Origin of the sequence: Nonomuraea fuscirosea (assembly GCF_003001935.1) — a bacterium.
Lineage (GTDB): Bacteria > Actinomycetota > Actinomycetes > Streptosporangiales > Streptosporangiaceae > Nonomuraea > Nonomuraea fuscirosea.
This window is the reverse complement of sequence record NZ_PVNG01000009.1, coordinates 92,465-105,530: the sequence shown is the minus strand read 5'-3', so window position 1 is coordinate 105,530 and position 13,066 is coordinate 92,465. Positions and strand designations below refer to the sequence as shown.

Sequence of the window (13,066 nt, the reverse complement as noted above, 5' to 3'; positions counted from 1 at the left end):
CAGTCCGTTGTCAGTGCTGCAACCGGTGCAGGGTGACGCCGTGCACCACGCGGTTGACCTCGCCGGAAGGGAACGGGTTGTCAGGGCGGATGCCCCGGAGCACGGCGGCCTTGACGCCGATGAGCTGGGCGCACAGGACGGCGGGCAGGGCCAGCGCCGCGTCCTCGACGTCCTCGACGCCGTCGAGCGGCCAGCTGCCCTCGTCCGGCGCGCCGCCGACCGCGATCACGCTGCCAGGCGGCATGGTGGCGCGGAGTTCCGCGAGGATGTCCTGGTCGTATTTACGGGTGTACGGATCGTTGGACACGTACACGATCACGACCGTGCGCTCGTTCAGCACGGCCTTGGGGCCGTGGCGGAATCCGAGGGCGGAGTCGGAGAGCGCGACGATCTGCCCGCCGGTGAGTTCGAGCGTCTTCAGCGCCGACTCCGCGGCCAGCCCGCGCAGGGGGCCGCTGCCCAGATAGACGATCCGTTCGGGGTCGCGGGCCAGGAGCGCCTCGATGCCATGGTCGAGGGTGCCGTCGTCGATGATGCGCTCGGCCGCGCGGGCCAGCCGCCCGGTGACCTCGGCGTAGGCGGGGCCGCCGAGGGCGAGCAGGGCGGCGAGCGTCATGCCGGTGAAGCTGGAGGTCATCGCGAAGCCGCGGTCGTTGGAGGCGGGCGGCATCAGCAGCACGTACGAGCCGGCCCTGCCCGAGTGCTCCTGGGCCAGCCGCCCCTTCGCGTTGCAGGTGATCACCAGGTGGCGCACGTCCGACAGGCACTGCCCGGCGAGTTCGGTGGCCGCGACGCTCTCGGGGCTGTCGCCGGAGCGGGCGAAGGAGACGAGCAGGGTGGGGAGGTCCTCGGCGAAGCAGCCGCGCGGGTCGGCCACGATGTCCGTGGTGGCCACGGCGTCGACCCGCAGGCCGAGCCGCCGCGTGAGCGTGGTGGCGAGCACCTGGCCGGCGTAGCTCGACGTGCCGGCGCCGGTGAGCACCACGCGGGCGGCGGGCGGTCGCAGGAAGGCGTCGAGCTCGGCCCGCGAGGCGGTGACGATGCCGTCGATCTCCCGCCAGACACGGGGCTGCTGGGCGATCTCACGGACGGTGTCGTCGGCCCCGGTCTCGTGAGCCAGGCTGCCGAGAAGGCCGGTCACAGGCACTCCCTTGAGGTGAAGCGGTCGATCATCGGCTGGATCTTTCCAGCTGACCACTAACTGGAATATTACTGGCCCGGATTATGGCCGTCAATGGTCGTCAACTGGTATGCTTCTGGTATGCCTCCCTCTTTTCCGCAAGGTCTGCTCAGTGACGACGCCCTGCCGCGCTATGTGCGGATCGCGTCCCAGCTCTGGAGCGACATCACCGCTGGTGGCGCCAAGCCGGGAGACCGGCTGCCCTCCGAGCGGAGCCTGGCCACGCGCTACGCGGTGTCGCGGGACACGCTGCGCGCCGCACTGGCCGAGCTGGCGAGCCGGGGTCTGCTGGAGCCCGCCGCCGCCCGCGGGTGGTTCGTCACCGGGGCAGAGGAGCAGGCCCCCACCCCCACCGGCGGCCACACCGTCGAGGGCTTCGCCGACTACGCCCTGAAGCACGGCCTGCCGACCCGCAGCCGGGTGCTGGAGTCGGGCGCCAGGCCGGCGACCGTGAAGGAGGCCGAGACCCTGCGGATCGGCCCCGGCGCCGCGCTGTTCGAGATGCGCCGCCTGCGCTATCTGGACGGCCTCGTCGTCGTGCTGGAGCACAACCGGGTGCCGCTGGCGCTCTGTCCCGCGCTGGCCGATACCGACTTCACCGCCGCGTCCTTGTACGCGACCCTGCGCGGCGCCGACCCGGCGCAGTTCCCCCGGGTCGCGGACTACTCCGTGGAGGCACGGCAGCCCCAGGCCCATGAGCGCGACCTGCTGGAGATCGACGACGGCACCCCGGTGCTGGTCGCCGAGCAGCTCACCTTCAACCAGGACGGCCGGCCGCTCGAACTGACGATCCAGGTGTACCGGGGGGACCGCTATCGCTTCCGCGCCTCCATCACCGACTGAGAGAGCGAGTGATCGCGCCCGGCTCGTGGCGCCGGGCGCGGGGGTCACAGGAATTCGCTGCGGTAGGCCGGAGCCAGTTCCGCCGCGCGGCGGCGGCGCTCCGCGAGGTCGTCCGGTGACAGCTGGGGCGGGGGCGCGTCCATGCTCGCCACGGCGTCGCCGATGCGGGTGAAGTACTCGTCCTGCCCGGCCGGCGTGCACATGCAGAGCATCCGGGCCGGCGCGCCCGACACGTTGCGGAAGTGGTGCGGCGCGTTGGCCGGGATGTTGACGGTGGAGCCGGCCCCCACGGTGTGCCGCTCGCCGCGGAAAGTGAACTCGATCTCGCCCTCGAGGATCGTGAACATCTCCTCGAAGTCGTGCCGGTGCGGCGGCGGGCCGCCGCCGTCGGGCACGCGCATGTCGATCAGGCAGTACGCGCCCCCGGTCTGCTCGCCGGTGATCAGGATCGCGTAGGTGTTGCCCACCAGGGAGATGTAGGTCGTGGCGGGGTCGTCGGGGTTCGCCACGGTCAGCGAGCGGGCGGGGTCGTCGGCGGGAATCATCGTGATCGTCTCCTAAGGTGTGCGGTTCGATCGGGCTGGGCGGCGCTCGCGGCACCGATGATCGGTTCCCACAGGGCACGACGCCCCTCGATGTCGCCCACTTACGGTGGTGCGGCCGCGGCCATCGCCTCGGCCATCGGGGCCAGCACCTCGGCGATCTCGGGATCCAGGGACAAGGACATGACTGCTTCTTCTTCGAACGGGTCAGGCGGTGGGCGCGAGGACGACGGTCTTGCCCGGCAGCTCACCGGCGCCGGCCTTGGCGTGGAGTGCGGGCAGGTCGGCCAGCGCGACCCGCTGGGCGACGTCGACCCGCAACTCGCCGGTGCCGACCCGGGCGGCCAGGTCGGCGAGCTGGTCGGCGTCGCCACGGACGTACACGTCGATGCCACGCACTCCGCGCTCCTCGTCGGAAGGGGCGGGCATCCAGACGGTGGTGTTGACCAGGGCGCCGCCGTTCCGGATCAGCGTGACCAGCGCGGCCAGCCGTTCCGGGGCGACCGGCGCGAGGTTGAGCACGAGGTCGACCGGCTCGGTCACCGCCGCGGTCACGTCGGTGGTGGTGTGGTCGATCACCTCGTCGGCGCCGGCGCCCTTGACCCGCGCGGCGCTACGCGGGCTCGCCGTGGCGATCACGTGGGCACGGACCTCCTTGGCCAGCTGCACCGCGTACCCGCCGACCGCTCCGCCGGCGCCGTTGATCAGCACCCGCTGACCGGCGGTCAGCTTGCCGTGGTCGAACAGCGCCTGCCACGCGGTCAGGCCCACCAGCGGCAGCGCCGCCGAGTCGGCCAGCGGGATGTTCCTGGGCGCCGCCGTCAGGATATCCGCCGGCGCGAGCACGTACTCCGCGGCCGCCCCGGGTGCCGTCATCGGCAGCAGGCCGATGACCCGGTCGCCGACCGCGACACCGGCCACGCCGGCACCGAGCGCGTCGACCGTGCCGGCGACGTCGATGCCGGGAGTGTGCGGAAGCTCGACCGGGATCGGGCCGCGCATGTAGCCCGCGCGGATGTTGCCGTCGACGCCGTTGAACGACGTCGCGGCGACGCGGATCCGGACCTGACCGGCTCTGGGGGTGGGCTGCGGCACGTCCTCGTGACGCAGGACCTCGGGACCGCCGAACTCGTGAAAACGCACTGCCTTCATGGAAAACCTGCCTCGGTGAGTGCCGCCAAGTGCGACGTCACTCAACCTCGCAGGCTCCGGCGCGGTTAGCCTGGGCCAGGCCGGCCCACCTTGATGATGGCCGGGTCCGCATCGACGCCGACGATCTCGGCCAGACGCGCCGCGTCGGCCGAGCCCGGCGCCGCGGTGAGCATCAGCGCCGACAGATCGTCGCCCGGGATGGCGAGCAGGCTGCCGACGAGCGTGACGGAGCCGCCGTCCGGATGCACGAACGCGGCACTGCTCTCGTAGGCCGCCACCGGTCGCGGCGTACGCCACAGCGTGTCGAACAGGCGGCTCCGGGTGCGCATCTCGTCCACCAGCGCAGCGAGGGACGCGTCAGCGGGGTAACGCAGCAGCGCGCTCATCAGGCGGGCGACCAGGACCGCCTGATGATCGGTCGCGTCGGCCGCGGACTGCTTGAAGCCGTCGAACGGGTCGCAGAACGTACGCCAGGCGATGTTCCACTCCCACGGATCCCCGGTCAGATCCCAATGCCCCAGAGCCAGGAACGCGCTGTTCACGGCGACGAGATTCATCGCCGCGTCGGAGACGAACATCGGCGTGTCCGTGAACCGTTCCAGCAGCCGCATCGCCCCAGGACCGACCTCGTTCGGCACCTGTCCGTCCACGGCGGCGTACCCGGCCAGCGCGCAGAGCCGCTCGTAGTCCGCCCGTGCGACCCGCAACGCCCGGGCGATGGCGTTCACCACCCCGGCCGACGGATGGCTGCGCCCCTGCTCCAGCCGGCGTACGTAGTCCGCGGACATCCCCGCGAGCTCGCCGAGCTCTTCCCGCCGCAACCCGCGCACCCGCCGGCGGCCGACCGGCAACCCGACAGTCTCGGGCGGCGTAGCCTCCCGCAACTGGCGCACCGCGGCACCGAACTCGTGACGTTCCACGCCTCGATTCTGCCCATACAGCCCAGGCAGCGGTGACACCGGACGGTCAGGCGCCCGCCGCCGCCTCCTGGCGGAGCGGGAAGTGGCAGGCGACCTGGTGCGTCCCGCCCGCGAGCGGCGGCTCGGTGGCGCAGACGTCCTGCGCCAGGGGGCAGCGCGTACGGAAGCGGCACCCGGTCGGCGGGTTGACCGCGCTCGGCAGCTCCCCCCGGATGGCCGAGCCCGCGTCGGCGGTGCGGCCGGGGTCGGGCGTGGGGACGGCGTCGAGCAGCGCCTGCGTGTACGGGTGCCGCGCGGCGCGGACCACCTGGTGGGCGGGCCCCACTTCGACGAGCTTGCCGAGGTACATCACGCCGATGCGGTCGGCCATGTAGTCGACCACGGACAGGTCGTGGCTGATGAACACGTACGACAGGCCGAGGTCGCGCTGCAGGTCGCGCATGAGGTTGAGCACCTGGGCCTGGACGGACACGTCCAGGGCGCTGACCGGCTCGTCGGCCACGATCAGCCGCGGCCGCAACGCCAGCGACCTGGCCAGCCCGATGCGCTGCAACTGCCCGCCGGAGAACTCGTGCGGGTAGCGCTCCAGCGCCCGCCGCGGCAGCCCCACCTGGTCGAGCAGCTCGCTCACCCGGGCGCGGCGCGCGCCGGAGTCGCCGACCCGCTGGATCTCCAGCGGCTCGGTGAGGATGGAGTCGATCCGCATGCGCGGGTTCATCGCCGCGTAGCTGTCCTGGAACATGAGCTGCACCTGCCGGTGCATGCGGTGGCGGGCGGCCCGGTCGAGGGTCGTGACGTCGGCGCCGTCCACCACGATCTCACCGCTGGTGGGCGGTTCGAGACCCGCGACGAGGCGGCCGACGGTGGACTTGCCGCAGCCGGACTCGCCCACGATGCCGAGCGTCTCCCCCGCCTTGACCTCGAAGGACACGCCCGCGACGGCGCTGACCCTGGCGGCGGTCCTGCGCAGGCCCGCGCCGCCGGCGTCGTACTCCTTGACCAGGTCGCGCACGGTGAGGATCGGCTTGGCGGCGCCGGACGCGCTCGGCTCCCGTGCGGCGGACGGCGCGATCGTGGCGCGGTCGGTGACGGGGTGCAGGCAGGCGAACGCGTGCGCGTCCCCGGTGAGGGTGACGTCGGTGGTGCGGCATTCGTCGGTGGCGAAGCCGCAGCGGGGCGCGAAGCGGCAGCCGGTCAGGGGCCGCGACAGGTCCGGCGGCAGGCCGGGGATGCTGTACAGCCGGCCGCTCTCGGCGGACTCGGGCAGGGCGCGCATGAGCGCCTCGGTGTAGCGGTGGCGCGGCGCGCGGAACAGCTCGGCGGTCGTGGCGGTCTCGACGACGCGGCCGGCGTACATGACGGCGACCCGGTCAGCGCGGCCGGCGATCACGCCGAGGTCGTGGGTGACCAGGATGACCGCCATCTTGAACTCTTCGCGCAGGTCGTCGATGAGTTCGAGGATCTGGCGCTGGGTGGTGACGTCCAGGGCCGTGGTGGGCTCGTCGGCGATGAGCAGCCGCGGCGAGCGGATGAGCGCCATGGCGATGACCACGCGCTGGCGCATGCCACCGGACAGCTGGTGCGGGTAGTCGTCGACGATCTTGTCGGGCCTGGGCATGCCGACCCGGCGCAGGATCTCGATCGCCCGCTCCCGCGCCTCCGCCTTGCCGACGCCCTGGTGGACCCGGAGCGGCTCGGCGACCTGGGCGCCGATGCGCATGGTGGGGTTCAGCGAGGTGAGCGGGTCCTGGAAGACCATGCCCATCTCGACGCCGCGGACCCGGCGCAGCTCCTGGGCCTCCAGGCCGCGCAGGTCGCGGCCGTCGAAGAGGATCTCCCCGCCGACGACGCGGCCGCCGGTCGGCAGCAGACCCATGATCGACAGTACGGTCATGGTCTTGCCGCTGCCCGACTCGCCCACGATGCCGAGCGTCTCGCCCTGCCGTACCTCGAGGTTGACGTGGTCGAGCGCCTGCACGGCGCCGCGCCGCAGCGCGATGTCGGTGCTGAGGTCGCGCAGCCGCAGCAGCGGCTGGGTAGGTACCTCCATGGACGATTCCTCCTGCTAACGCCGCCGGAGGCGGACCTCGAAGACATCCCTCAGCCCGTCGCCGATGAAGTTGAAGGCGAGGACGATGAGGATGATGGCGATTCCCGGCGGGTACAGCAGCCACCAGTGGCCGCTGAAGGTGTCCGACAGGCCGTCGGACAGCATGCCGCCCCAGTTGGCCGCGGGCGGCGGCACCCCCAGGCCGAGGAACGACAGGTAGGCGACGTACAGGATCGCGTCGGCGACCTGGAACGTCGCGTTGACGATCACCGTGCCGATGGCGTTCGGGATGATGTGCCTGCGCACCGCGCGCCCGCCGGTGCCGCCCATGCCGCGCATCGCCATCACGTACTCGCGGGTGCGCAGCGAGAGCGCCTCGCCGCGGACCAGCCGGGCCGGACCGAGCCAGGCGAAGGCGCCGATGATGACGATGAGCATCGGCACGGTCGGCGTGACGATCGAGGCCATGAGCATGAACAGGAACAGCGCGGGGATCGACATCATCGCGTCGACCACCCGCATCATGACGGCGTCGACCCAGCCGCCGGCGAACCCGGCGATGGCGCCCCAGACGGTCCCCACGACCGTGGCCAGCAGGCCGGCGGCCAGCCCGACGACGATGGAGGTCTGGCCGCCGAGCATCATCCGCCCGAGCTGGTCGTAGCCCACGCCGTCGGCGCCGAGCGGGTGCCCGTCCGTGCCGGGGGTCAGGAAGACCTTGGTCAGGTCGGTGTGCACCTGGTCGGTCTGGTAGAACAGCGGCCCGAGGAAGCTGAAGCCGGCCAGCAGGACGAACAGGCCCACGCCGGCCAGGGCGAGCCGGTTCTCGCTGAAGACCTCCAGCCCCTGCCGCCACATCCCGCGGACGGGCTCCGCCTCTTCCTGGGTGGTCATGAGCGGGCCGCCTTCAGCCGTACGCGCGGATCGACCGCGGCGTAGAGCACGTCGGCGACCAGCGCGCCGGCCACGGTCGCCACCGAGATGAGCAGGGTGACGCCGAGCAGGATCGGATAGTCCCGCTTGAGCGCCGCCTGCCAGAACAGCAGCCCCATGCCCGGGTAGTTGAACAGCCGCTCGACGACGAGGGCGCCGCTGAACAGCGCGGGCAGGTACATGCCCAGCAGGGTGATGACGGGGAACAGGCCGTTGCGCAGGGTGTGCCCGACGATGACGCGGCTCTCCGCCAGGCCCTTGCTGCGGGCCGTGCGGACGTAGTTCTCGTTCAGGTTGTCGACCATGGACGAGCGGATGTAGCGGGAGTAGACCGCGACGGTGAGGATCGCCAGCGTGAGCGTGGGCAGCACGAGCCCGGCGGGCTCGGCCAGCACCTCCGCCATCGTGAAGCCCTGCGGGGCCTCGGGCGGCAGCACCGGCCACACCTGGGAGAACAGAATGATCATCATGAGACCCATGAAGAAGATCGGCGTGGCGTACGCCAGCAGCGACAGCCCGTTGATCGTGTAGTCGGGCCAGCGGTTACGCCGTACGGCCTGGATGACGCCCAGCGGGACGGCCACCACGACCGCGATCAGCGTCGAGCCGAGCGAGAGCAGCATGGTCTTGGGCAGGCGCTGGTTGATCGCCTCGGCCACCGACTGGTTGAGCTGGAAGGAGTAGCCGAGGTCGCCGCCGACCAGCCGCCGCAGGTACAGCGCGTACTGTTCCCACAGCGGCCGGTCGTACCCCATCTCGTGGTTGAAGGAGGCGATCTGCTGGAGCGTCGCCTCCTTGCCCAGGATGGCCCTGGCCGCGCCCCCGGGCAGGAGGTGCAGGATCACGAACGTGATCAGCGTCACCAGGATCACGATGACCAGGGCCTGGCCCAGACGGGCGAGGAGGTAGCGGGTCAAAGGTCAGCTCTTCCAGGACCAGTCTTGGAAGTACATCAGGTTCATCGGGTCCTGCGGGTCCACGCCCTGCAGCTCGGACCGGTACGAGGAGATCTGGTAGACGGGGTTCGGCATCCAGAGCACCGGCAGGTCCTTGGCCAGGAAGTCGTTGTACTCCTGCAGCGCTCCGGCGTCGGCGGAGAACTGGGCCTTGTCGATGAGCTTGTCGGCCTCGGGGTTGCTGTAGCTGCCGAGGTTGACGGGGGCGTCGGTCTGGAACAGGCGCTCGCCGGAGGCGAAGGCCGGGTAGTACCAGCTGCCCTGGGAGCCGAAGAACGACATGTCCCAGTCGCACGCGGACTCGTCGGGCTTGCAGGCCGGGGTGACCGCGACGGAGTCGGGCACCTCCTTGATGGTGAGCTGCACGCCGACCTTCGCCATCGCCGACTTGATCTCGGCGAACATCTTGGTGGTGGCGGAGAAGCCCGACTGGCTGGTCACGGTGAAGCTGAGCGGGGTGCCCTTGGCGATGCCCTCACCGCACAGGGCGGGGTCGGCGCAGGAGGTCTGCCCGTCGGGGGTCACCGTCCAGCCGTGGCTCTCCAGCAGCTGCTTGGCCTTGGCCGGGTCGAACGGGTAGGCGCAGCCCTGACCGGCCGGCGCGCCCTGCTTGGCGGGCACCGGGCCGCAGGTGGGCGCGGCCATGCCGGACCAGATGACCTTGCTGATGGTGGGCTGGTCGATGAGCATCTGCAGCGCCTGGCGCAGGTACGGCTGCTTGAACAGCACCCCGGTCTTGGGGTTGTTGAAGTTGAGCTGCAGGTAGGTGATCGACCATCCGTACCAGGGTGAGGTCTTGTAGCCCTTCGACTCCAGGTAGGACTGCTGCGACAGGTTCGCGGGCGGGATGTAGCCGTAGTCGATCTGCCCGGCGCGCAGCACGTTGAACTCGGCGTCGTCGCCGGTGAACGGCCGCAGCACGATCTTGTTCAGCTTCGGCTTGTCGGGGCCCGAGTAGGCGTCCTGCTTGGCCAGGACCACCTCGCCGCTGGGCACGTAGCTCTCCAGCTTCCACGGCCCGCTGGTCGTCTTCCACAGCGGGTTCGTCGCGTACGACTTGGGGTCCTTGGAGGCGGCGGTCAGCTCCTCGAAGGTCTTCTTGGCGTCGCCGCCCTTGTCCCAGGCGTGCTGGGGCAGCGGCACGATGCGGTTGAGCTGGTTGCCGACGAACCAGGCCGCGTTGTACGCCTTCTTCGTGGTCAGGGAGAAGGTCTTGTCGTCCTTGACCTTGAAGGCGGCGATGTTGTCGGGGAAGCCGCCCGGCTTGTACGAGGCCCACTTGTCCTTGTTCGTGGTCACCAGGTCCCACCAGAACTGGACGTCCTTCGTGGTGATCGGCTTGCCGTCGGACCAGGTGTTGTCCTTGAGCGTGATGGTCAGCGTCTTCCCGCCGTCGCTGACCTCGGGCGGCTCGGCCAGCGAGCGCTCCGGGTTGACGTTGTCGGGGCTGGATCCGTCGAGCTGGTAGCTGTACAGCTTGCGGTACAGGGCCGTACCGAAGATGTCGTTCTCGCCCTGGGTGAAGCCGGGGGCCGAGATCGGCAGGATCCAGTTCGGCGTGCGGAGGGCCACGGTCACGGTGTCCTTGGCCTGCGCGCCGCCCTGCGGCGAGCCGCCGCCGGCTCCCGCGCTGCAGGCGGTCAATCCGAGCCCGACGGCCACCACGCCGCACACGATGCGGGTTCTCGTCCCCATGGTTCTCCTCGTCGAGACGTGGACGTGCCCTCCAAGGGGCTCTTCTGTCCTTCAGTCCGGAGAATGTATAGAGGTACAAGTAGTAAGTCAATGCGAAAAATCACCTTTGTTCGGCACACTTATTTCGGGATAGAGTCCGCAGCGGCGGCATCTTCCGGTGATCGTCTTGGTGCTCGATGATGAGCATCCGTGGTGCTCGTCTGGGAGGAGAGGCATGTCGGACCCCGCTAGTCTGCGTGAGCAGGCTTTGAGCCTGCTGGCCAGCGGCAAGGCCGCCTCCCGCGCGGATCTGGTGGAGACCCTCCAGGTGGCTCCCTCGACGGTCTCCAGCGTGGTGCGCCGCCTGCTGGAGGAGGGCACGATCCTGGAGGAGGGCGTGGGCGTCTCCACCGGGGGCCGCCGCCCGCGGATCCTGCGGCTGCGCCAGGACGGAGGCGTGTTCGCGGTGGCCGAGCTCGGGGGCCGGCACGCCCGCGTCGGCCTCTGCTCCCCCTCCGGAGCCCTGCTGGCGGCCGAGGAGTTCGCCGTCGACATAGGAGCGGGGCCCGAGGCGATCTTCGACACGGTCACCGCGGCCTTCGACACCGTCAGGAACTCCCACGCGCCCGGCCGCCGGCTGCTGGCCGTCGGCATGGCTCTCCCGGGACCGGTGGACTTCCCGCACGGCCGGCTCATCGGCCCGGCCCGCATGCCGGGCTGGAGCGGATACGACGTCCAGAACGACCTGCGCCGGCGCTTCGAGGTCACCTCGGTCGTCGACAACGACGCCAAGGCGGCGGCGATCGGCGAGCACGTCACCCGGGGGGAGGGCGGCGACATGATTTACATCAAGGCCGGCACCGGCATCGGCGGCTGCCTGATCAGCGGCGCCCAGATCTACCGCGGCGGACGCGGCCTGAGCGGCGACGTCACCCACGTGCGCGTGGCCGACAGCGGCGAGCGCGAATGCTCCTGCGGCAGCCGCGGCTGCCTGGAGACGGTCGCCAGCGGCGCCGCGCTGGTGCGCGAGCTGGCCGGGCGCGGCCTGCCCGTGTCCAGCACCCGCGACGTCATCGACGCCGTCGACAACGCCGACCCGGCCGTCGTGACCCTCGTCCGCCAGGCCGGCCGGCTGCTGGGCGTTGCCGTGTCGGGCCTGGTCAACTTCCTCAACCCCGACCGGGTCGTGCTCGGCGGCGTGCTGTCGACCCTGGACGTCTACGTGGCGGCCGTGAAAGGCGTGCTCTACGAACGCTGCCTGCCGCCGCTGACCCAGTCGTTGTCCATCGAGGCGAGCGTGGCCGGACCGGACGCGGCCCTGATCGGCCTGGGCCACCTCCTCCGCGAGACCGCCGACATCCGTCCCTCCTAGAAAGCCTGTGCAGTGTCCCTGCGTATCGCCGTCTGCGGCATCCACATCGAGTCCAGCACCTTCTCACCCCACCTCAGCGGCACCGCCGACTTCGAGGTCACCCGCGGCCGGGCCCTGCTCGACCGGTACGACTGGCTCGGTGACGACTGGGCGGCCGGGGTGGAGTGGGTGCCTCTGGTCCACGCCCGCGCCCTGCCGGGCGGAGCGGTCGAGCCCGCCGCGTACGACGCCTGGCGGGCCGAGATCGTCGAGGGCCTGGCGGAGGGTCCGTTCGACGGGGTGCTGCTGGACTTCCACGGCGCGATGAGCGTCGTGGGCCGCCAGGACGCCGAGGGCGATCTGATCACCGCGATCCGCTCGGTCATCGGCCCCGAGCCGCTGGTGTCGGCGGCGATGGACCTGCACGGCAACGTCTCCGAGACCCTGTTCGACGGCTGCGACCTGCTGACCTGCTACCGCACCGCGCCCCACGTGGACGTCTGGGAGACGCGCGAGCGCGCCGCCCGCAACCTCGTCACCGCGCTCGGAGCGGGTGGCCGGCCGCACAAGACGCTGGTCCACGTGCCGATCCTGCTGCCCGGCGAGATGACCAGCACCCGCGTCGAGCCGGCCCGCGGCCTGTACGCCCGCGTCCCCGAGGTCGAGTCGAGGCCGGGCGTGATCGACGCGGCGATCTGGATCGGCTTCGCCTGGGCCGACGAGCCGCGCTGCACCGGGGCGGTCGTGGCCACCGGCACCGACGCCGCCGCCACCGAGCGGGCGGCGCGCGAGCTGGGGCAGGCGTTCTGGGACGCCCGTGACGACTTCGCCTTCGTCGCGCCCACGGGCTCCATGGACGAGTGCCTGGACACGGCGCTGAAGGAGGGCTCGCCCCGGCCGTACTTCATCAGCGACTCCGGCGACAACCCGGGCGCGGGCGGAGCCGACGACGTCACCTACGCGCTGGAACGGATGCTGGCCAGGCCCGAGATCCGCGACGGCTCGGCGCGTGCCGTCTACGCCTCCCTGTTCGACCCCGAGGCGGTGGCGCGCGTCGGGCACCTGCCGGTCGGCTCGCCGGTCAGCGTGCGCGCCGGCGGCCGGCTCGACACTCGGGACCCCGGGCCGCTGCTGCTGGAGGGCACGCTGGAGGCCGTGGCCGACGACCCCGACGGCGGGCGCGTGGTGAGCGTGCGGGTCGGCGGGCTGAGCGTGTTCCTGACCTCGCGGCGGATGCAGTACCGGCTGCTCTCGTCCTACCGGCGGCTGGGGGTGGACGTCGCCGGCGCCGACGTGGTCACGGTCAAGATCGGGTACTTGGAGCCGGAGTTGTTCGAGGCGGCGGCCGGGTGGATGCTGGCGCTCACGCCGGGGGGCGTGGACCAGGATCTGCACCGGCTGCCGTACCGGAACCTGCGGCGCCCGATCTTCCCGCTGGACCGGGACGCGACCTTCGGCTGAGCCC

The 13,066-nt window shown here is 71.3% G+C and carries 11 protein-coding genes; 3 read left to right on the top strand and 8 right to left on the bottom strand.

The genetic code is table 11. From position 1 onward, the window contains the following. Positions 1-10: 10 nt before the first annotated feature. On the bottom strand, positions 11-1,141 hold the full coding sequence (locus B0I32_RS21565; protein WP_106242171.1) for an SIS domain-containing protein: 1,131 nt from the start codon (positions 1,139-1,141) through the stop codon (positions 11-13). A 120-nt stretch (positions 1,142-1,261) separates the two neighbouring features. On the opposite strand from B0I32_RS21565, the gene B0I32_RS21560 reads away from it, so the two are divergent. Next, positions 1,262-2,023 (top strand): GntR family transcriptional regulator, encoded by a 762-nt coding sequence (locus B0I32_RS21560; protein WP_106242170.1) that lies wholly within the window; start codon positions 1,262-1,264, stop codon positions 2,021-2,023. A 44-nt stretch (positions 2,024-2,067) separates the two neighbouring features. On the opposite strand, the gene B0I32_RS21555 is transcribed toward B0I32_RS21560, so the two are convergent. From B0I32_RS21555 to B0I32_RS21520, 7 genes are all read right to left on the bottom strand, one after another. Continuing rightward, positions 2,068-2,568 carry a cupin domain-containing protein gene (locus B0I32_RS21555; protein WP_106242167.1) on the bottom strand — a complete coding sequence of 167 codons (501 nt, stop codon included), beginning with the start codon at positions 2,566-2,568 and terminating at the stop codon, positions 2,068-2,070. Positions 2,569-2,772: 204 nt separating this feature from the next. After that, a complete protein-coding gene (locus tag B0I32_RS21545) occupies positions 2,773-3,717 on the bottom strand; it encodes an NADP-dependent oxidoreductase (RefSeq protein ID WP_106242165.1) in 945 nt (314 codons plus the stop codon). 65 nt (positions 3,718-3,782) lie between these two features. Then, on the bottom strand, positions 3,783-4,637 hold the full coding sequence (locus B0I32_RS21540) for a helix-turn-helix domain-containing protein (protein WP_106242162.1): 855 nt from the start codon (positions 4,635-4,637) through the stop codon (positions 3,783-3,785). A 46-nt stretch (positions 4,638-4,683) separates the two neighbouring features. Then, complete coding sequence (locus tag B0I32_RS21535) at positions 4,684-6,687, bottom strand: ABC transporter ATP-binding protein (RefSeq protein ID WP_106242160.1); 2,004 nt, start codon at positions 6,685-6,687, stop codon at positions 4,684-4,686. A 15-nt stretch (positions 6,688-6,702) separates the two neighbouring features. Next, a complete protein-coding gene (locus B0I32_RS21530; RefSeq protein ID WP_106242157.1) occupies positions 6,703-7,581 on the bottom strand; it encodes an ABC transporter permease in 879 nt (292 codons plus the stop codon). Next, complete coding sequence (locus B0I32_RS21525; RefSeq protein ID WP_106242154.1) at positions 7,578-8,537, bottom strand: ABC transporter permease; 960 nt, start codon at positions 8,535-8,537, stop codon at positions 7,578-7,580. The genes B0I32_RS21530 and B0I32_RS21525 overlap by 4 nt, the downstream gene beginning before the upstream one ends. A gap of 3 nt (positions 8,538-8,540) precedes the next feature. Further along, positions 8,541-10,271 carry a peptide ABC transporter substrate-binding protein gene (locus tag B0I32_RS21520; RefSeq protein ID WP_106242152.1) on the bottom strand — a complete coding sequence of 577 codons (1,731 nt, stop codon included), beginning with the start codon at positions 10,269-10,271 and terminating at the stop codon, positions 8,541-8,543. Positions 10,272-10,485: 214 nt separating this feature from the next. On the opposite strand from B0I32_RS21520, the gene B0I32_RS21515 reads away from it, so the two are divergent. Together B0I32_RS21515 and B0I32_RS21510 are read left to right on the top strand one after the other, a co-directional pair. Beyond that, on the top strand, positions 10,486-11,622 hold the full coding sequence (locus tag B0I32_RS21515) for an ROK family transcriptional regulator (RefSeq protein WP_106242149.1): 1,137 nt from the start codon (positions 10,486-10,488) through the stop codon (positions 11,620-11,622). A 12-nt stretch (positions 11,623-11,634) separates the two neighbouring features. After that, the gene (locus tag B0I32_RS21510; RefSeq protein WP_219911936.1) at positions 11,635-13,062 is read left to right on the top strand and encodes a M81 family metallopeptidase; all 1,428 of its coding nucleotides are present in this window, start codon (positions 11,635-11,637) and stop codon (positions 13,060-13,062) included. The last annotated feature ends 4 nt before the right edge of the window (positions 13,063-13,066 follow it).